Origin of the sequence: Methanocella arvoryzae MRE50, assembly GCF_000063445.1 — an archaeon.
Classification (GTDB): Archaea; Halobacteriota; Methanocellia; order Methanocellales; family Methanocellaceae; genus Methanocella_A; species Methanocella_A arvoryzae.
This window is the reverse complement of the sequence record NC_009464.1, coordinates 2,179,003-2,198,688: the sequence shown is the minus strand read 5'-3', so window position 1 is coordinate 2,198,688 and position 19,686 is coordinate 2,179,003. Positions and strand designations below refer to the sequence as shown.

The following is a 19,686-nucleotide window of genomic DNA, read 5'->3' as shown; positions in this document are numbered from 1 at the left end:
AGTGAATAAATTACCACAGAGGCACAGAGAAACACAGAGACGCACAGAGAACAGCTTACCACAGAGGCACAGAGAAACACAGAGACGCACAGAGCAATTTTCTATTTTAAAGACGGATAGTGCAGAAATATTTCTGTAGTATCAACTCAATAGACCTGACACACGTAGACCGACCTATATGTTAACAGAAAGATATGGGCACGCCCCCTATACCAAATAAATCTCTGTGCACCTCTGTGCCTCTGTGGTAAACCAAATCTCTGTGAGCCTCTGTGGTAAAACCAGTACTCTGTGAACCTCTGTGGTAAAACCAGTACATTATGGTAAGGCATGTAGGCCATGCTATCGTGATAAAAATCGGTGTGTGGGAGGCTGATATTGCTATTTATAAGGGTAGCGTCTCACGCCACCGCATTTGAGGCAGGTGATGACGACGTTGTGGCCGTCTGCCCTGACGCGGGCGTTTGAGCCGGGGCGGAGGTATGCATAGCAGTCTTTACACACGTTCCTCTTCAGCTCACGGGGGATGCTGACCCTGTGGCGCATGCTGATCCTGCGGGCTATGTCAACGTAGCGGTCGGCAAGGTCGGGCCTTTCGGGATAGACTTCGGCAGCCATCTCGAACAGCCTCTCGATGCGCTGGTTGGCGAGGTCCACGTTGAACGATCGCTGATCACGTCCTTTTTTGCTTTTACCTTTCATCTGACCAGACCATCTATCGGCTAATCTAATCATAAACCTGACGGAATTCACTCTCGACAGATCGAAAATCTTCAAAAAGGTTTCTCCTCACCTATACGCCATGACCGGAGTCCCCGCGAACTGGGATTTACGGTTTGACTATCAGCACCAGTAATGTGATTAGCATTGAGCCGTTTCCCTGCGGTTCGTCACGTTCATGGCGGTATAGGTTTAGGTGGGTATTGAGGTGGGTATTGAGGTGGGTGTTGAGGTGGGTGTTGAGGTGGGTGTTGGAGATGGATTAGTGTAGCTGTAGACTTCCGATAAGGAAGATCCTATCACTACAGGCCTCCACCTGTGCAGCAGTCATCTGCGCAAGGCGCAGTCTCGTGCTACAAACGATATCAATGTAACGGGACTATATCAAATCTTTTGCTAATCCTTTGCGAAAATAATCGGGGCCAGGAAAAATAGTAATGACATTTCAAAAGTAAACCGCGTATTCGGCGAAACTGCCTCCGCTTATGCCGTTATTTGTCGCCAGCCTAAAGTCTGCCCAGCATGCGGACATGCTGGCAGCATACAACGTGCGAGGCGGCAGGGGACACACTGGCATCGTGCAAAAATTGAGCGATCTGGAGGCCCGCTAATAGGCAGAGGAAACAGTATACCACTGGAGCCCCGGGAAATATCCCGGAAACATCAGCGGAAGCACTTCCAGCAGCCTCAACAGGACCTGCCGCCATCCGGCCTCGTACGGGGAAAGCTGCTCTTCAGAAACGGCCGGAGTTCCGGCGCCCGAGGATGCCGGCGGTATGAAGACCGGCGACTGCTGCTGCCGCTGCCCCTGTTCCTGCCCCTGTCCCGGCAGAGGCGTCGATACGCCCGGAGCACTTACGTCTGCAGACAGGCCTGCGTTAAACCACGATCCTGTCCGGCCTCCCAAAAAGGTCACGGGCGACGACGTAGCAGAGAACGGTTGATTACTACTAATACTAATATTATTACTATTACTACTAATACGATTATTACTAATACTGCTGCCCGTTTCGCCCTCAGCCCCGGGATGGGTCTGCTGCGAAGGCGTAGCGCCGGCCGGATAAGGGTATTGCATACCTGGCTGTTGCTGTGAGGCATATCCAGATTGCGGCCCGGACATGGCGGAAGAAGCCGGGGCGGAAGCAAAGCCGGTCCCGGGGCTGGCTGGCATCTGCCGTATGCCGGATACTCCCTCCGGTGGCATACCCTGGTAGGGCATTCCATCGGGGCTACCATAAGCGACAGGCATAGGAGAAGCGCCGGCGGCAGGCGTCGCTACCGCAGAAGACACTCCCCCTCCGCCTCTGGCTCCTCCTGCATAGCCCGTCGTACTGCTGGTCGTCGCGTTAGTGTCCGGCTTGAACGCGGTCATGAACCCCGACACCAGCGCCGCCACGACCCCAATAATGATAACGGCAGCCAGGGCTGCCACACCCAGTTTAATGAGGTTCCACTTCACAAAAACCAATGAGAGTATTCGGGAACCGGGGAAATAAACGTAATCCGACTTTTTGAGCGTGGCTGTAATATGTACGCTGTGTTATACGTTTTCCGGTTGTCTCTGTGTGGGCGAACGCTGTCTAACGCTGCGCTGTGCTACTCCTCACAGATGCCACAGATTACGATTGATACCACAGATAAATATACTATATAGGAATACTGTGAGAATCCACAGATACTGACACGAGATCACAGAAAGGCGATGCAAGGGTATTCGAATTAATCAAATATCGATCAGGCAGTTAAATGTAGCCCAACTATTGTGGTTATCTGTGAATCGAGCGTAAGCTGTGCTATCCATAGAAATCTGTGGAATCTGGCAGAATCATCAGATTCTGAATCATCCGTGGAATCTGTGAGGTTTTGCACAGCGCAGCGTTCGACCTGCTGTCTCATCACACCCAAGCAACCAGAAAACGCACAGCGCAGCATTCTTGTACGTTTGTTTAGGCCGCCTTTGCAGCTGCTCACATAATTATATCCCCGGCATGATATGCCAAAGTTTATAACCATGCAACCAGCATAAAGCATGCCGAAAGAGCCCGATTTCTACTCATTATTCAGGCCTATGGAGTGAACCAAGCGTGAAAGAAGAAATGACCAGCGTAGACGTGTACGCGGTGGTCAAAGAGTTACAGTTTCTGGTAGATGCTAAGCTGGAGAAAGCGTATCAGACCTCTGCGGACGAGATTCGCCTGCGGCTGCAGGAGTTCAAGACCGGCAAGTATGACCTTATCGCCGAGGCCGGGAAGCGCTTACACATCACGGCCAACGCGCCGGAGTCGCCAAAGCTGCCGCCGGCGTTTGCCATGATCCTGCGAAAGTACACCATGGGCGGCAGGATCACGGCGATCCGGCAGCACGGCTTCGACCGTATCGTGGAGATTGAGACGGTGAGGGCGGGAGAAGGCAACATCCTGATCGTGGAGATGTTCGCCCGGGGAAACATTATCCTCGCCGACGCAGAGCGCAAGATCATCATGCCCCTCAAATCCCTCAAGATGAGGGACAGGGACGTGGTCCGGGGGGAGAAGTACGAGTACCCTTCCCCGCAGCTCAGCCCGCTGGGCCTGACGGTCGATGAACTGTCCCGCCTCTTTAAGGCGTCGGATAAGGACGTTGTCCGCACCCTCGCCACTCAGACCAGCATCGGGGGCATGTACGCGGAGGAGGCCTGCCTCATCGCCGGCATTGACAAGGGCAGGGAAGCGAAGTCGCTGATGGAGAGCGAAATCCAGGTGCTTCTCCGGGGCATCGAGCGGGTGTTCGCACCTCTGATAGTGGGCACCCTGAAGCCCCACATCGTCCGCAAAGACGGCAAAGACATCGACGTCCTCCCGATCGAGCTGAAGCGGTATGAGGGTGAGGGCTACGAGAAAGTCTACTTCGAGACGTTCAACAAGGCGGTAGACGCGTATTTCGGCGCCAGGATCAAGACCGAGGCCAAGGCGGCCATCGTAGAGAAGAAAGCCGAAAAGCTCGGCGTCTTCGAGCGCCGCCTGCGTCAGCAGCAGGATGCCATCGCGAAGTTCGAGAGAGAGGAGCAGGAAAACGCGAGGAAAGGCGAGGTCATCTATGCAGAATATCAGAAGGTAGAGGAGATCATCAAGGTCATCAAAGGCGCCCGGGACAGGGGCTACTCCTGGGACGACATCAGGAAAATCCTCAAAGACGCTAAGAAAGCCGGAAATCAGGCCGCTGCGGCAATACAGGCCATTGACTCCGCAACAGGCCTGATCACAGTAGTGCTGCCTGAAGCCACGGTAAACATCGACGTGAAGCTGACCGTGCCCCAGAACGCTCAGGCTTACTACGACAAGGTCAAGAAAGTCCAGGCCAAGAAGGAAGGCGCGTTGAAAGCCATCGAGGAAACCAGGAAGGCTATGGCGAAGGCGCAGCCGAAGGTGGCCGAGCCTGGTAAGCCGGTCCAGAAGAAGGTCTCCGCGAAGCCCCGGAAGCCGAAGTGGTACGACCGGTTCAGGTGGTTCTTCACCTCGGACGGCTTCCTTGTAGTGGCAGGCAGGGATGCCGACACCAACGAGGAGATCGTCAAGAAGTACATGGAAAAGAACGACGTGTTCTTCCACGCCCAGGCCCACGGCGCGCCGATCACGGTCCTCAAGACCGCGGGAAAGCCGGTGACAGAGCAGGCGCTGGCCGAAGTAGCCCAGTTCGCCGTCTCGTATTCGTCAGTGTGGAAGGCCGGACAGTTCTCCGGAGACTGCTACTGGGTAAAGCCCGAGCAGGTCAGCAAGACCCCGGAGCCCGGAGAGTACGTGGCCAAGGGAGCCTTTATAGTCAGGGGCGAGAGAAACTACGTCAAGGACGTGCAGGTCCGCGCCGCAATCGGCATCAGGTTCGACGAACAGGGCTGCTACGTCATCGGCGGCCCCGTGAAATCGGTCAAAGCCAGGGCGAAGTACGTGGTAGTCATCGAACCCGGCGACTTCAACCAGGGCGACGCTGCCAAGAAGATCTACCGCTACCTGATAGATCACGCATCAGAAGAGGACGGTAAAGCCATCCGCCAGGCGGCATCACCAGATAAGATCATGATGTTCATGCCGCCCGGAGAGACGAGGATATCGGGACAATGAAGGTCAACAAGGAAGAGTACCGGGGCGACTACGGGGAAATCTCGCTGCAGCCGGAGTCGTTAGACGATCTGTGGCACCTCAAGTACATCGTAGAGCCCGGCGACACTGTCTTCGCCATGACCTTCCGGGCCGTGGACTCCGTGTCAGACAAGATCCGCCCGGACAAAGTCGAGAAAAAGCTCGTGCGGCTGGGCATCAAAGTCGAGTCCACCGAGTTCCACAAGTTCTCCAACAGGCTCAGGATCAAGGGCACCATCATCTCCGACCTCGACGCCGGCGCCTACCATACTCTAAACATCGAGCCGTATTCGGAGTTGTCCATCGCCAAGCACTGGAAATCAGACCAGATCGAGCGGATCCGGGATGCAGTCGAGGCGTCGAAGCGCCCTGAAGTAGAGATCGTGACGATAGAAGAGGGCGAAGCCGCCATCGGCTACCTTCGCCAGTACGGCATCGAAGAAGTCTCCCGCATCCGCCAGGCGTCGTCGGGCAAAAGAGAAGGCGCCGACGCAAGGTCGGTCGACGGCAGAGGCGAATTCTTCGGCGAAGTGGCCGCCCAGCTCAAGTACGCCGACAAAGTCCAGACCATCGTCGTCGCCGGCCCCGGCTTCATCAAGGACGACTTCGTCAAGTTCCTCAGGGTCAATCATCCGGCCGTAGCCCAGAAAGTCATCGTGGAAGACACCTCCTCCATAGGCTCATCCGGCTTCCAGGAAGTCCTCAGGCGAGGCGCCATCCAGCGCGTCGCAGAGGAAAACCGGATCACCAGAGAAGCCCAGCTAATCGAAGCCCTCCTCTCGGAGATAGCGAAGGACGGCAAGGCCACGTACGGCTTCGCGGAGACCAAAAGGGCAGTCGACTACGGCGCCGTCGAAACACTGCTGATAGCGGACGAGACGCTGCGAGGCCTGAGAGAAAAAGGCGCCCGCGACATCGAGTCATTAATGAGAGACGTGGAGCACGCCCGGGGCAAAGTCGTCGTCTTCTCCACCGAGTTCGAGCCCGGCCAGAGACTGGAGAAGCTGGGAGGGGTTGCATCTATACTGCGATTCCCCATCGGCGGCGACTGAACACGATAACACAGGGCTTCTTTTTTACCACGAATAATAAAAGAGAAATGGTTCACCACAGAGGCACAGAGAAACACAGAGACTTTTTAAATTAAAGTTCTGTTGATAATTAATTATATAATAAGCCTCTGTGAGCCTCTGTGCACCTCTGTGCCTCTGTGGTAAGCAGTTCTCTGTGCGTCTCCGTGTACTCTGTGGTGAGAAATTGACGGTGCCCGATCTTGATATTCACGGAACTTTTCCCCGGAATGACTTTAAAACTTGGTAAGCCGACTCTACTTAATATGGGCCTGCGCAGTGAGATCATCGATATTTTCAGGAAGGACTGGAACCTGTTTCTCGCAACGAACGCACTCTTCTTCGGTGCCACAGGAATAGGCGCTCTCGTAGCATTTTTCCTCCCGGAGACACAGGTGGCGGTGCTGGCGGTGTTTGCGCAGGAGCTGAAGAGCGGGACGCTGTCGCCGGTGGGCGGGGCGTACGGGACTGGCAACATCCTGAAGGCCGCCTGGATGACGTTTGCCAATAACCTGGTGTACGGGACCATTCAGAGCCTCACTCTGCCGTCGTTCCTGTTTCCGCCTTATGCTTTGCTGATGGGGGTCCTGAGGGCGCTGACCTGGGGGATCGCTTTTATCATACCCCAGGGACAGATGACGCTCCGGGTGGTTCTCCCTCACCTGCTGACTTTGCTGATAGAGGGAGAGGCGTACGTGATCGCCATCTTCGGGTGCCTGCGACAGGCAGAGGGACTGCTCTGGCCCGCCAGGCTGGGGGAGACTTCGAGGGTCGGAGGGTACCTGCGGGCAGTGAGGGATAACGTCAGGCTGCTCATACCGGTCACAGTAATCCTCGTTGTCGGCGCGCTATACGAAGCTTTTGAGCTGCTGGTGATCGCCGGGCTATACAGGACTTGATAACGGGTAAAGAGAAAAGAGATATATGATTATGCACGTTCATATATCAACCATCAGGCAAGTGATACTGTGCTCAAAGACGGCGTACTGAGAAGGGCGAGAAAGATCTGCAGGCTGCCTGCGATCGACAAGGATCACATTGTCAGGAAGGGCAAAGACCTGATACCTGTGCACCCCGGGACGATCGACAGCCTCAAGCAAAGCATCCGCCTGCCCGAGATCAGCATGGACATGATCATCGACAAGAGCAGGCACCTGATCAGCCAGAGCAGCTACTACGAGGCTCTCTTCTACAACAAAATCTTCAGCTACTCCATCCCGAGCATCTCGGAGATGTACGCCAACAGCAAGTTCAAGACCGCCATCTACAGGGCAGATGAAGAATCCCCATGCCTGGACGAGATCTTCTACAAGTTCGAGAATCTGATTCCGTATGGCAAGGAGTACTGGTTCGCCATCTTCACATCCACGGACGGCAAGAAGCCCATGCAGCTCGTCTCCTGCTTTGGAAGGCGTAACTCTCGCAGGTCCGTCATAGACAACGTCGAGGTGAGCGGCCTCAACCCCCGCGGCAACGAGCTCAACACGGTAGTCGGAGCCTGGTGCTTCGACGGCAAGAGAAAGGTGTACGCCAACACGGTGGAATCGAAGACCATCACCGGCAAAGAGTCGATCACCTCCGCGGGAAACGGCCTGAGCATGACCATGTCGGGCACCGTGCCGGAGTACAGGGTTACGATCGACAGCAAGGAGATCACCTGCGACTTCAAGCTGATGAAACCGAAGTCCGGATACGACGTGGAAGTCCTGAACGAGCTCAAGATGGGCCTGAACTACCAGGTCTACAACCTATACTACGACTTCGAAGGCACCCTGAACGGCAAAAAGCACAAAGGCCGGTGCTACCTCCAGAAGGTCATCCTGTCCACTCCTATGCCCTCGTGGAACTGGTGCCGCATCGTCTTTAAAGATGGTTCGTTTCTGGTGTTCTTCAAGCCCTACATAGGAGTCAAGGAGTTAAATTACACCATCCGCAACCGGGGCTGGTTCTACTCCGCGAAGCACGACAGGATCATCTGGTTCAACAACATCGACGTGTACTACGATAAGAAGCAGGTGAACTGGCGGTTCAAGTGCAATACTGAGAGCTGTTCTTTCGATATTTCGGTGAAGGCCTACGCTGATCACTGCCCGACTTTCAGGGGCGCGGGAGCGTTCGACTACCATGAGTTTATGGTCAGCGTGAAGAAGTTTAAGTTTGTGTCCGGTGACGTGGTTGTCAGCATGAAAGATACGGGTCCTGGAGCGGGTATGGTCGAGGACGGCAGGGGCATCTGGATTTAGTGCCCTTCGCTTCGCTGCGGGCAGAGAGAAGGGGCTGTAGGGTATAGCCCTTGCACGTTAACTCGTACAAAAGTTTTAATATCTACGGTGCTAGTGTTCACAACGTTGTTTTTGGACTCGTGGGGTAGCCAGGATATCCTACCGGGCTTCGGACCCGGCGACCCGCGTTCAAATCGCGGCGAGTCCGCTGAGTTTTAAAATACAGGGAAACCTTTTTAGAAAAGGTTTCCCTGTACACCACTAATTACGAAGGCTTATTCTAAAAGCAGTACCCGCACCCGACACCCGGTTCTTTAACGGACATGATCTATACCGCATGTGCGGCATCGCCTTCTGCTGCCGGCGGCGTTCGATTAGATGCTGCCCTTATGGCCCGAAAAAAGTATAAAGTGATCAGGCCTGAATCATAGTCTGATGTTATTGATAGCGGGCGACATCGTCAACTTCCTCGTCAACTTCCTCTCGAGCAATCCCTTCTGCTGCGTGGTTGTCTTCGCGCCGGGGCTGATTGTCCCGATCTACAGGTGGATCAAGGACCGGCTGAAGAGATAAGTCCCGAAAGATGACGACATTGCGCTGTCTTTCGCGTTAGCAGGGAGCAGCGCTCGTCTTGCAGTGTCACGCTTCACGCCCCTTCTGTGGCTTTTTCCAGATCTGATCTTCTGGCAATAGCCCACCGGATCGCCTTATCGATCTCGACCACGAAGATCACTGACAGCGCCACAGGTATGATCACCATCAGCTCTTCGATCGAGAGGGACGTGGTCCTGAAGATCCCCTGCAGGGGCGCCCAGTAGATGAGGGCGAACTGGGCGATGATCGAGGCGATGATGCTGGAGAACAGGAATGGGTTGGCAAGCGGGTTCATGCGGAAGGCGGACTTCGTCTCTGACCGGGCGTTGAAGACATTGAATAGCTGGAATAACACCAGCGTGGTCAGTGCTGCCGTCCGGGCATGGTCGAGGCTGGCGCCCTGCTGCAGTTGCCACCAGAAGACGCCCAGCGTACCCAGGGCCAGTACGAAGCCTATGACTACCAGCCGCTCCATCATCAGCCGGGAGATGACCGGCTCTTTCAGGGAGCGGGGCCGGGTATACTCGATGCCTTTTTCGGGGGGCTCGAATGCCATGGCTACGTCCTGCAGGCCGTTGGTCACCAGGTTCAGCCAGATGATCTGGGCGGGCAGCAGCGGCAGGGGCAGCATCAGGATGATGGTGATCAGGATCAGGATGACCTGGCCCAGGCCGCTGGAGAGGAGGAAGAGGACCACTTTGCGGATGTTGGCGAACACGACCCTGCCCTCCTTGACTGCGGCGAAGATGCTGGCGAAGTTATCGTCGGCGATGATGATCTCGGCGGTCTCCTTGGCCGCATCGGTCCCGCTCTTACCCATGGCGACGCCGATGTGGGCGGCCTTCAACGCGGGGGTATCGTTGACGCCGTCGCCGGTGACCGCCACTACTTCTCCCCGCCTGATCAGCTGCCGGACGATGCGGAGCTTGTGGATCGGCGATACCCGGGAGTAGATGGAGACTGAGTTCACCTTTTCAAACAGCTCTTCGTCGCTCATGCGCTCCATGTCGTCGCCCGTAATCACAGGGGCGTTGAGGTCGCTCACGATCTCCAGCTGGTTGGCGATGGACAGCGCCGTTGCCTTGTGATCGCCGGTGACCATGATCACCCGTATCCCGGACCTTTTCGCCTGCTTGATCGCTTCATGCACTTCTTCCCGCGGCGGGTCGTACATGCCCTGGAGCCCGAGGAAGGTGCAGCCGGAGGAGATCATCCCGACGTCGAAGTGGTTCGTGCCGGCGGGAAAACGTTTGGAGGCCATGGCAAGAACTCTCAGCCCGTCCCTGCCGAACGACTCTGCGACCCCGGTGATCTCGCCCCGATCCAGCCTGGCTTCGCTGCCGTCGGGCAACTGCATAGTATCGCACATGGCTGCGACCTTGTCCGGGGCGCCTTTGATATACGCGATGCTCTCCCCGTTTTCGGCCGAGCGGTACAGGCCAGCCATGTACATCCGGTCGGACTCGAAAGGGATCTCGTCCAGCCATGCGTAGTCGACTAACTCTTTCCCCTCTTCCATGCCCCCTTTCATGGCTGACACGATCAGGCTGACCTCGGTGGGATCGCCCAGAGGCTTGTACTCCTTCGTCGTCTCGTCCTGCTCCAGGCTGGACTCGTTAGCCAGCAGCCCCGCCCGCAAGCAGGAGGTAAGTGCCACGTTGGACGTATCGCCGTCCTCCGGCACGATCTCGCCCGCGGGGGAAAAGCCGCCGCCGGTCAGGCGATAGTACCTGCCTCCGGCGTAGATACGGACCACTGTCATCTCATTGCGAGTCATCGTTCCGGTCTTGTCAGAGGCGATCACCGTAGTGCTTCCCAGCGTCTCTACTGCGGGCAGCCGCCGGACGATAGCGTGCCGTTCGGCCATCCTGCTCACGCCGATGGCGAGGGTGATGGTGATCACGATGGGCAGACCCTCGGGAATTGCGCCCACGGCCAGTGCTATGCCAGTCAGCATCATCTGGTACAGGCTCTCCCCTACCAGTACGCCGAGCACCACGACCACGGCGGAGATGCCGAGGACAGCGATCCCTATCTGCCGGCTCAGCGTCTCCAGCTTTTCCTGCAGCGGAGTCTTCGACCGGGCGACGGTCGCCACTTCTCTGGAGATCTGGCCCAGCTGAGTGTTCTGGCCGGTAGCGATCGTCACGCCTGTGCCTCTGCCTGAGACCGTGAGAGTGCCCATGAAGGCGATGTTGTCCGCCTCTCCAGGGGACGGCCTGGGGTTGTCCAGCTTATCGGCCGTTTTCCTGGAGGGCAGAGATTCTCCCGTCAGCGCAGACTCATCGATCTCCAGCCGGATGGTCTCGACCAGCCTCAAATCCGCGGGCACCCGGGTGCCTGAGGTGAGCATCACCAGATCTCCAGGCACGACCAGTTCGCTGTCGATCTCCCGGACGTGGCCTTCTCGCACCACCATCGCTTTCGGTGCCGCCAGAGATTTTAGGGCGCTGACCGCCTTCTCGGCTTTCAGCTCCTGGAAAAACCCGACGATAGCATTAATGATGATGACCAGCAGGATGACCCCTGTATCTACCCAGTCCTGCAGGAAAGCCGTGACCATGGCGGCGATGACGAGGATGTAGATGAGCGGGTCGGTAAACTGGTGAACTGCCAGCTTCACCAGGCTGAAATGCTGCTCCTGGGCGAGAGCGTTCCGTCCGTACTTCTCCAGCCGTGCGGCCGCTTCCGCAGCCGTCAGTCCCGAGTGGGAAGACCCGAGTTCCTGAAAGACCTCCTCCGGCAGTTTGTCAGAGTACAAAGGAAAAACCTCTACAATATTATTGCAATGCGTATATAAAAATGGTAGTGCATTATGGAATTATTGTCATATAGACATAATAGGCCGCGAAGAGAACGAAGAACAAGGGGGAGAACGTTACTGCTGCCGCTGGACAGGGAAGCGGCATCCTGCTGCCACAGCTGGATCGAAACAGTCCGGGGACGCGCCGGCCAAGTCATATAACCATAAAAATTCAAGGTTTGTCTGATGCGTGAGGCCGCCCTGGAGTACGAAGAATCGCATGCCGTAACGGATGACATCACCGACGCCCTCGTAATAAGAGAGGGCAACATCACCCTGGTGACCGAGAAGAACGGCAACATACCTGAGGGAGAGGAACATGGATACGGGCTATACCACAGGGACTGCAGATTTCTCAGCGGGTACACCAGCCGCCTCAACGACAGGCTTCTACTGGACATCCTCTCCAGCGACGAGAGGGACTACGGGTCTACCGTCGTAATGACGAACAGGGCGTTTACCGACGACCGGGGCAGGCCAGTGAAGAAGAACACGATAACCGTGCTCAGGGATCGCATCATCCCCGGCATGGTCAGGGAGACCATCTCTATCACCAACCACAACCAGTTCGTCGTCCATGCCAGCCTGACCCTGAAATTCGAGGCGGACTTCAACGACATATTCACGATCAGAGGCATAACCGGAAAGCAGAGCGGCCGGCTGGAAAAGCCGGCCTTTAACGGGAACACTCTCGTATTTACATATCACGGGAAGGATGGCAGGACCCGCACTACCACGATACAATTCGACCCGGCCCCCAGATGTACAGACGGGCATAACTGCACGTATCAACTTCAGCTCCAGCCATCCCGGACTTACAAGCTGGAACTGCATATCCATGTGGAGGAGAAGGAGGAAGGAACGCCGAAGGAAAGCCATCTCAGTCCTATGAGCGGCCTGACCATCGAGGAGCGCCTGGAGAGAATCCGGGCATCCTACGCGTATACGATGGAATGCTGCGGCAAGTTCGGCACCGACAACCTCATCTTCAACCGTATTTTTCTCCGATCGCTGGCAGACCTCAGGCTCCTCAACATGAGCAGCCACGGGCACATCTTCCACTCAGCCGGCGTCCCGTGGTACGATGCCCTGTTCGGCAGGGACAGCATTATCTCCGCTATCCAGTCCATGCCCTACGAATTCAGCAAGGCTAAAAGCACCTTACGCCTCCTCGCCCGGTACCAGTCCAGGACTTACGACGACTGGAAAGACGCAGAGCCGGGCAAGATCCTGCACGAGCTGAGAGTGGGAGAAAAAGCGAACCTGAACGAGATCCCCATGATCCCATACTACGGAAGCGTGGACTCCACCCCTCTCTTCCTCATCCTGCTCGCCGAATACATCGGCTGGACGGGAGAAGCCGGCCTGTTCCACGAGCTTTTCGAGCACGTGACTGCAGCCATGGAATGGATGGACAACTACGCGGATCCCGGAGACATGGGCTTCGCATCATACATCCCCCGCTCCCCGAAAGGCCTCTCCAACCACGGGTGGAAGGACTCCAAAGAAGCTATCAGCAGATCCGATGGCACCCTCGCCAGGCCCCCGGTCGCGCTCTCAGAAGTACAGGGTTATTTCTACATGGCCAAAGTCTACATGGCGATCCTGTTCGAACGGCTGGGCGAGAGGGAGATCGCCAGGCGACTCATCCACGACGCCCACGAAATCAAGCGAAAGTTCAACCAGCACTTCTGGATGAGCGAAAAAGGATTCTACGCACAGGCGATCGATAAGGACGGCCTTTGCGACGTGATCTCCTCCAACCCCCTCCAGTGCCTCTGGACAGGCATCGTGGACAGCAGCCGGGCAGAAGACATGGTGAAGCGCATGTTCGAGCCGGACATGTTCACCGGCTGGGGCATAAGAACCCTGTCGTCCCGGGAGAAGAGGTATAGCCCGCTGGGCTACCACACAGGCACCGTCTGGCCTTTCGACAACTCGATCATAGCGCTGGGCCTGTGCAGGTACGGGTTCAAGGAAGAAGCTAACAGGCTGCTGACCTGCATGTACGAGGCGGCCAGCCAGTACCCCCGGTACCGGCTGCCCGAACTGTTCGGAGGCTACGACCGGGAGCACTACAGCGTGCCCACCCGATACCCGGTAGCCTGCAGCCCCCAGGCCTGGTCCGCAGGAACTATACCTTACATGCTGTCAGCAGCCCTGGGCTTCATCCCTAATGCACTAGACCAGAGGCTGACCCTGATCAAGCCCACCCTGCCCGCGTGGGTGGAAGCCCTGAAAATCAAGGACCTGACCGTCGGCGGCATCCCGGTCAGCCTCGAATTCAAACGCATCGGCACCGACACAATGGTCAACGTCCCCGGCGAGACAGACCTGGACGTCGTGGTGCACTACTGAAACTGGCTCCAAAGTGCGACTGGAAAGTTAAAAACCCGGCCCCGGTAATAAAATTGAGAAGGGGCGCCGATCTACGCCGGCACCATCTCCTTCTTTTCCCGATCCCAGTGGCGATGCTGGGCGATCGCCTTGCGGAAAGCCTCGAAGAACTGGCCGAAGTCCCCTGTCTCTGCGGCTGTGACGACGCCCCTGTCAGAAACCAGCCCTTTCTCGCCCTCACCTGAGAGTTTTACGCCTTTGATGCTGGAAGCTTTCAACAGCTCCACGCCTTCTCCCGTGGCCGCGATCGGCTTGCAGTGCCTGAACGCCTCGTTGATGAAGTGAACGGCACTGCCCTGGCTCTTCAGCGCCTCCACGCTTTCCCTGCCTCCGGGCACGAAGACGGCGTCGAACAAGACCGAGGCGGTCGTCTCGTAGCTCTTGTCCACCATCACCTCCCCACCCCCGGATCCTCTGAGCGTGCCCTGGGTCATGGAGACGACTTTAGCGCTGGCGCCTTTTTCTTTCAGCAGCTTCAGGAGCTGCTCTACATGGGAAGCGTTAACGCCGTTGGCGGCGAGGATGGCGACCTTCCGGCTCTCGATCGTGTCAGGAACCTTATTCGCCTGGCTTAACGCCGGAGACTTATCCAGCCTGCTCTTCTTCTGCGGGGCTTTCGCCTCCGGCACCTTCACGCTCACGCCTTCCGCGATCATCCGCCCGAGCTCCGGGTCCACGTTAGCGAACATGTCGGCGATCCGCTGCCGGATCTCCAGGCTCTTCACCTTGCCCACCTCGAAGTGGAACGCCTTGACGATATGCTCCTTCTCGGGCTCCGTCATGCTGTTCCAGAACAGGGTGGCCTGGCTGAAGAAGTCCTTGAAGCTGTCGCTCCTCGCCCGGATTTTCTTACCCTCCACCTTCTCGGTATAGTGGACGTAGCCGTGCTCCTCACGGGATGCCGGCCGGGGGTCCCCGTTGCCCACGGTGTTAGGGAAGTAGGCCGACTTGCCCTTGTTGATCGTCATCCGGTGGTAGCCGTCCCGCTGGTTGTTATGGTAAGGGGCGAGTGGCCTGTTGATGGGTATCTCGTGAAAGTTCGGACCGCCAAGGCGGATCAGCTGGGTGTCCAGGTACGAGAACAGCCGTCCCTGCAATAGCGGATCGTTGGTGAAGTCGATGCCCGGCACCACGTTGGCGGGGCAGAAGGCCACCTGCTCCACCTCGGCGAAGAAGTTATCGGGCTTTGATGTCAGGGTCAGTTTGCCGATGATCTTCAGAGGCACCTGCTCCTCCGGCACAATCTTTGTGGCGTCCAGCAGATCGAAGTCGAACTTGTGCTCGTCCTCCTCCTCGATGATCTGCACCCCGAGCTCATACTCCGGGTAATGGCCTTCTTCGATCGCCTCGTAGAGGTCCCGCCGGTGGTAGTCCGGGTCCTTCCCCGCTATCTTCTGAGCCTCGTCCCACACTAGAGAGTGAACGCCCAGCTTCGGTATCCAGTGGAACTTGACAAACCGTCCTTTTCCCTGCTTGTTGACGAACCTGAACGTGTTGACTCCGAACCCCTGCATCATCCGGTAGCTTCTCGGGATGCCTCTGTCCGAAAGGACCCACATGATCATGTGGGCGTTCTCGGGATGGCTGGCCACGAAGTCCCAGAAGGTATCGTGAGCGGCGGAAGCCTGGGGCATCTCGTCGTCAGGCTCGGGCTTGATCGAGTGGACCAGGTCGGGGAACTTAATCGCGTCCTGGATGAAGAACACGGGAATGTTATTGCCAACGAGGTCGTAGTTGCCGTCCTCGGTATAGAACTTGGTGGCGAAGCCCCGGGCATCCCTCACCGTATCGGCCGAGCCCCTGAACCCCACAACCGTCGAAAACCGGACAAAAACCGGAGTCTTCTTACCGGCTTCCTGCAAAAATGATGCCATCGTGTACTCCGCCATCGACTCGTAGCACTCGAAATACCCGTGAGCGCCCGTACCTCTGGCATGGACAATACGCTCTGGAATGCGCTCGTGATCGAAATGGGTGAGCTTCTCCCTGAAATGAAAATCCTCCAGCAGAGTCGGCCCCCGTTCACCTGCCTTCAGGGACATGTCCGTTTCGCTTACTCTGACGCCCTGGTCAGTAGTCAGAAACTGGCCCTCCGGGTACTCCCTGAACTCCTCAAGATCCTTTAGCTTGCTCTTCTCGTCGACGTCTATGTGTGTGGCTTTTTTAAGCTGCTCGCTCATGTAGTAACCTCCGCATAATGGCCATCGCAGTAAAGAGACTAGATGCCGGCTGGCGTCAGCATACGATAGCTGCCATTATCGTAAACTAAAAAGTAGATGGGTGGACGACAGGTTAAATATTATCGCAATTATATTATAATATTTGGCTGGAAAAGCCTTACTATGGTTATTTTGGGCACTATATATCAAAGATTAAGGCAGCAGCCTTAACTCATGTTAAAAAAGTCCCTCTGGCAGGCATCGCCGACGAGCACAGGCCCGGTCAGGTTAATCCTGGACCGCCTGACGGCTCCGAATTCGCTGAGGCCGTCTGCCGTAGTAGAAAAGACCGTGTCGCCCAGCATGGCCATCGAAGCGAGGCCTCCGGCAGCCTCGGCAGTCTCGACCGCGTCCAGCGCCCGGCGGCTGATCAGGCCCGTGTCGACCGCGAACTTCCTGGACAGGCGCATGAACTCTTCGAACGTGGGCTTCTTCAGCAGAGCTTTCAGGCACCGCTCTCCGGCAAGGCTGATCAGCTTCTTCTCCTGCTCATCCGATAGCACGCCTTTGGTGGAAATAGGGCCGAAGTGGACGTAATAGATGTAGTCAGGGGCCGTCGGGATGCGGTCGAGGGCAAAGGGAGTGCCGGGCTGCAGCCTGATCTCGACGCCGCCGTTGCTCATGCCTGAAACGTCCCCGAGGCCTGTACCGCTGGCGACTTCGGCCAGATGGGCGGCATAGCACAGCTCGTTAAACGTCCTCTCCAGCCCCAGCAGCTGGTTCAGGGCCAGCGCCGTGCTCATCGCCCCGGCAGCGCTGGCGCCAAGGCCGCCGCCGATCGGCACCGAGAGGCGGCTATTGACCAGTACAGGCTGATCGGTGAGCAGATCAATAAGGGTTCGGGTGGTCGTCGCCTCGCTCTCCACGCCATTCAGGAGGACCCTCGTCTCGCCGTCGGGAAGCAGGGTGACCTCAGTGTAGACGCCGTCATCGAGGGACAGCCCCGCTCCGCATGAGCCGGTTTTCAAAGGGTCCTCGTGCTCTCTGGCCACGAAGAAGCCGGTAACGTGCCCCGGCGCGAACGCCCTCGCCTTCATTTGAAATACTCCGAAACTGCCTTCAGGATCGCTCCGGCGATCACGCTCTTCTTCCCTGTAACCCTCGCCGTCGGGACTTCGTACCGGATGATGAACACGTCGTTGACCGAGGAGTCCCGGACACCGCCGAACCGGTTGGCCACGATCAGGTTGGCCCCCGACTCCTCCAGCCGGCGCTCAGCCCGACTCACCAGCTCATTCTCATCAACCGTGTCGGCCTTGAAGGCCACGATGAACAGGCCCGGATAATCGTGCCTCACCCTGTCAAGGATCTTCGGGGTAGGCTGCAGCGTGATCGTGAGCGAGCCCGCAGAGCTGATCTTATCAGGCGCCTTCTCCACGGTGAAATCGGAGATGGCAGCAGCGCTGACGTAAATGTCGTAGCCCTTCTTAAGCTCGCCGAGGACGGCTGCCATCATGTCCCCGGCACTCTCCGCAAACACGTCCCGGATGCCAGGCACGCCAATACTGTCCTTGTGGACCACCGTGACCTCCGCCCCCTGCCGGAACGCTTCCAGCGCCAGCTCGACGCCCATCCTCCCGGTGCTCCGGCTCGTCAGCACCCGGATCGGGTCGATCTCCTCGAAGTTGGGGCCGCTGGTGATCAGCACCCTCTTGCCCCGGAGCGGAGACCTGGAGAGCACCCGCTCGACATTGAGCACGACCTCGGCGTTGTCCGGAATCTTGGCGATGTGCTCCTCCCGCTTCGGCATCAGGAATTTGATACCCATGTCTTCCAGCTTCCTGATGTTCTGCCTGACGATCAGGTGATCATACATGGAGCCATGCATGGCCGGCACGATCAGCACCGGAATCTTCGACCCGATGGCCGTGGTGGCGAACGTCGTGACCGGAGTATCATCGACCCCGGAGGCGATCTTGCCGATGGTGTTCGCCGTGCACGGGGCAATAAGCAGTAAATCGTAAGCCTCCTTGCGCTCGCCGCACAGGGCGACGTGCTCCACGTCCCCGGTAATCTCAGTGATGACCGCCCTGCCAGTCGCATACTGGAGCGCATACGGGTGAATGATCGTCTGCGCCGCCTGACTCATCACTGCCTGGACGACGGCTCCCCTACGAATGAGTTCTCTCGCCAGCCTGACCGTTTCGACGGCCGCAATGCTGCCCGTCACCGCTAACACGATCTTCTTGCCTTTCAGAGAATCGCTGACAGTGCCGGTCAGATCAAGCGTGGGGTGAGAGACATCGAGAGTCATGGCTTTAACCATTGGATAATGGGCATAATTCCTTTTTAAATGTTAGCGTCAAGAAAGCGATGTCGATCAAAACATACCCTTACACCCGGCCATTGCAGTGAGCCCGGGAGCGAAGACGAACGCTGCGCTGTGCCAGACCCTCACAGATTCCGCAGATTCCGACAGAATCCACAGATTCCGACCGATAGCACAGATGATGGACAGTGAAACGTTATCGACTTCACATTCATACCTGTTGATCGATCAATGAATCTGTGGTATCGATTTCATCTGTGCAATCCAGTAATCATCTGTGGATTCTGTTTCAATCTGCGGAATCTGTGTGGTTTAGCACAGCGTAGCGTTCGTGTTGCCGATTCACTCCTGATATAAATACTCTATTCCAGCACCTTTTTCAACGCCCCGTAGGAGATGACATCGTTTATGCTCTCCACGAATTTGATGTTCTCCGGCTTGCCGCTGGCCAGGGCGTTACGTAGTAATATCGGCGTCAGGTCGACGTCCCGGGCGCCCCGGCACGTCGATAATACACAGTACTCGGCGCAGTACCCGGTGAGGATGACGGTGTCGACGCCGAGCTTGCGCAGGGTTTCGAGAAGAGGGGTTTTGGTGAACGAGTTACTGTAGGTCTTGTGGATGTGGATGTCCGAGTCGAGAATATCCAGGCTTTCGGGTAAGTCAAAGGCATCGTTACCGGGAACTCTGTCGCCTTCGATGTCCTGGACGCAGATGATGGGCAGATTTTTCTCTCTGAAAAGTTCTATGGCTGCATTGATATACTCGATGGCGTCGTTGAGAGACTGAGCAGTGACCGGGTTCTTGAAGAACTCCTTCTGGACGTCGATGACTAAGAGGGCGGGTTTCATGTGCCATAGTTAATACGAGGGTAGATATAGCTGTTATTGAGAGTGGTAATAGACTGGCAAAGTGCGCTGAAGGGGATATCCCCAGCCTTAAACTATCAGCGCCAAAGGCGCATAATCCCCACTACTTTTATATACTCAAAGTTACTATGACGAGATGTCTACTCGAAAGTATCTATCTATGTCTGGAGATAATTTACATGGCTAAGACTAAAGCAGACGCTAAATCCCGCAAGGCCGGCAGTAACCTGAAGGCTTGCAGGCAGTGTCACAATCTACTCGAAGGCGACGTTTGCCCCGTCTGCCAGTCCGGCGCACTGAGCGAGGACTGGAGCGGCTACGTGGTCATCATCGATCCGGCGAGGTCCGAGATCGCGAAGCTGATGAATGTCAAGCGGCCCGGCAAGTTTGCCTTGAAGGTGCGCTAAG

The 19,686-nt window shown here is 56.8% G+C and carries 15 protein-coding genes and 1 tRNA gene; 9 read left to right on the top strand and 7 right to left on the bottom strand.

Features of this window, described 5'->3' with window-relative positions:
* Positions 1-381: 381 nt before the first annotated feature.
* The gene (locus RCI_RS10900; protein WP_012036492.1) at positions 382-702 is read right to left on the bottom strand and encodes a ribonuclease P protein component 4; all 321 of its coding nucleotides are present in this window, start codon (positions 700-702) and stop codon (positions 382-384) included.
* A 503-nt stretch (positions 703-1,205) separates the two neighbouring features.
* Between RCI_RS10900 and RCI_RS17515 the strand changes: the two genes are divergently transcribed.
* Positions 1,206-1,331, top strand: a complete 126-nt coding sequence (locus RCI_RS17515; RefSeq protein ID WP_269446472.1) for a hypothetical protein — start codon at positions 1,206-1,208, stop codon at positions 1,329-1,331.
* Here RCI_RS17515 and RCI_RS10895 read toward each other — a convergent pair.
* Positions 1,328-2,188, bottom strand: a complete 861-nt coding sequence (locus RCI_RS10895) for a hypothetical protein (protein WP_012036491.1) — start codon at positions 2,186-2,188, stop codon at positions 1,328-1,330. The genes RCI_RS17515 and RCI_RS10895 overlap by 4 nt on opposite strands.
* A gap of 616 nt (positions 2,189-2,804) precedes the next feature.
* Here RCI_RS10895 and rqcH point away from each other — a divergent pair.
* The 6 genes from rqcH (at position 2,805) to RCI_RS17055 (ending at position 8,700) form a co-directional block, all read left to right on the top strand.
* Entirely contained in the window at positions 2,805-4,817 is a 2,013-nt protein-coding gene (gene rqcH, locus RCI_RS10890; protein WP_012036489.1) for a ribosome rescue protein RqcH, read from the top strand.
* Entirely contained in the window at positions 4,814-5,887 is a 1,074-nt protein-coding gene (locus RCI_RS10885; protein WP_012036488.1) for an mRNA surveillance protein pelota, read from the top strand. The genes rqcH and RCI_RS10885 overlap by 4 nt, the downstream gene beginning before the upstream one ends.
* 284 nt (positions 5,888-6,171) lie before the next feature.
* Positions 6,172-6,804: a hypothetical protein gene (locus RCI_RS10880; RefSeq protein ID WP_012036487.1), complete on the top strand. Its 633-nt coding sequence runs from the start codon at positions 6,172-6,174 to the stop codon at positions 6,802-6,804.
* Positions 6,805-6,873: 69 nt separating this feature from the next.
* Complete coding sequence (locus tag RCI_RS10875) at positions 6,874-8,148, top strand: hypothetical protein (protein WP_012036486.1); 1,275 nt, start codon at positions 6,874-6,876, stop codon at positions 8,146-8,148.
* 113 nt (positions 8,149-8,261) lie between these two features.
* Positions 8,262-8,335: transfer RNA gene (locus RCI_RS10870), tRNA-Arg, on the top strand.
* Positions 8,336-8,562: 227 nt separating this feature from the next.
* Positions 8,563-8,700: a hypothetical protein gene (locus RCI_RS17055; protein WP_158308909.1), complete on the top strand. Its 138-nt coding sequence runs from the start codon at positions 8,563-8,565 to the stop codon at positions 8,698-8,700.
* Between the two features lie 73 nt (positions 8,701-8,773).
* Here the strand turns inward: RCI_RS17055 and RCI_RS10865 are convergent, their stop codons facing one another.
* The gene (locus tag RCI_RS10865) at positions 8,774-11,482 is read right to left on the bottom strand and encodes a cation-translocating P-type ATPase (protein ID WP_012036485.1); all 2,709 of its coding nucleotides are present in this window, start codon (positions 11,480-11,482) and stop codon (positions 8,774-8,776) included.
* Positions 11,483-11,710: 228 nt separating this feature from the next.
* On the opposite strand from RCI_RS10865, the gene RCI_RS10860 reads away from it, so the two are divergent.
* Positions 11,711-13,882: an amylo-alpha-1,6-glucosidase gene (locus tag RCI_RS10860; protein WP_012036484.1), complete on the top strand. Its 2,172-nt coding sequence runs from the start codon at positions 11,711-11,713 to the stop codon at positions 13,880-13,882.
* Between the two features lie 71 nt (positions 13,883-13,953).
* Here RCI_RS10860 and RCI_RS10855 read toward each other — a convergent pair whose 3' ends face one another.
* The 4 genes from RCI_RS10855 to RCI_RS10840 form a co-directional block, all read right to left on the bottom strand.
* Complete coding sequence (locus RCI_RS10855; RefSeq protein WP_012036483.1) at positions 13,954-16,101, bottom strand: catalase; 2,148 nt, start codon at positions 16,099-16,101, stop codon at positions 13,954-13,956.
* A 206-nt stretch (positions 16,102-16,307) separates the two neighbouring features.
* Complete coding sequence (locus RCI_RS10850) at positions 16,308-17,177, bottom strand: pantoate kinase (RefSeq protein WP_012036482.1); 870 nt, start codon at positions 17,175-17,177, stop codon at positions 16,308-16,310.
* The gene (gene coaBC, locus RCI_RS10845; RefSeq protein WP_148266600.1) at positions 17,174-18,394 is read right to left on the bottom strand and encodes a bifunctional phosphopantothenoylcysteine decarboxylase/phosphopantothenate--cysteine ligase CoaBC; all 1,221 of its coding nucleotides are present in this window, start codon (positions 18,392-18,394) and stop codon (positions 17,174-17,176) included. Before coaBC ends, RCI_RS10850 begins: the two co-directional genes overlap by 4 nt.
* Positions 18,395-18,771: 377 nt before the next feature.
* Positions 18,772-19,260: a cysteine hydrolase family protein gene (locus RCI_RS10840; RefSeq protein WP_012036480.1), complete on the bottom strand. Its 489-nt coding sequence runs from the start codon at positions 19,258-19,260 to the stop codon at positions 18,772-18,774.
* 197 nt (positions 19,261-19,457) lie between these two features.
* Here RCI_RS10840 and spt4 point away from each other — a divergent pair, with 197 nt between their 5' ends.
* Complete coding sequence (spt4, locus tag RCI_RS10835; RefSeq protein WP_012036479.1) at positions 19,458-19,685, top strand: transcription elongation factor subunit Spt4; 228 nt, start codon at positions 19,458-19,460, stop codon at positions 19,683-19,685.
* Position 19,686 lies beyond the last annotated feature (1 nt).

Coding starts and splice junctions, on each gene's coding strand:
- RCI_RS10900 (WP_012036492.1), bottom strand. CDS start 702: ATGAAAGGTAAAAGCAAAAAAGGACGTGATCAGCGATCGTTCAACGTG.
- RCI_RS17515 (WP_269446472.1), top strand. CDS start 1,206: ATGCCGTTATTTGTCGCCAGCCTAAAGTCTGCCCAGCATGCGGACATG.
- RCI_RS10885 (WP_012036488.1), top strand. CDS start 4,814: ATGAAGGTCAACAAGGAAGAGTACCGGGGCGACTACGGGGAAATCTCG.
- RCI_RS10880 (WP_012036487.1), top strand. CDS start 6,172: ATGGGCCTGCGCAGTGAGATCATCGATATTTTCAGGAAGGACTGGAAC.
- RCI_RS17055 (WP_158308909.1), top strand. CDS start 8,563: ATGTTATTGATAGCGGGCGACATCGTCAACTTCCTCGTCAACTTCCTC.
- RCI_RS10860 (WP_012036484.1), top strand. CDS start 11,711: ATGCGTGAGGCCGCCCTGGAGTACGAAGAATCGCATGCCGTAACGGAT.
- RCI_RS10855 (WP_012036483.1), bottom strand. CDS start 16,101: ATGAGCGAGCAGCTTAAAAAAGCCACACACATAGACGTCGACGAGAAG.
- RCI_RS10850 (WP_012036482.1), bottom strand. CDS start 17,177: ATGAAGGCGAGGGCGTTCGCGCCGGGGCACGTTACCGGCTTCTTCGTG.
- coaBC (WP_148266600.1), bottom strand. CDS start 18,394: ATGACTCTCGATGTCTCTCACCCCACGCTTGATCTGACCGGCACTGTC.
- RCI_RS10840 (WP_012036480.1), bottom strand. CDS start 19,260: ATGAAACCCGCCCTCTTAGTCATCGACGTCCAGAAGGAGTTCTTCAAG.
- spt4 (WP_012036479.1), top strand. CDS start 19,458: ATGGCTAAGACTAAAGCAGACGCTAAATCCCGCAAGGCCGGCAGTAAC.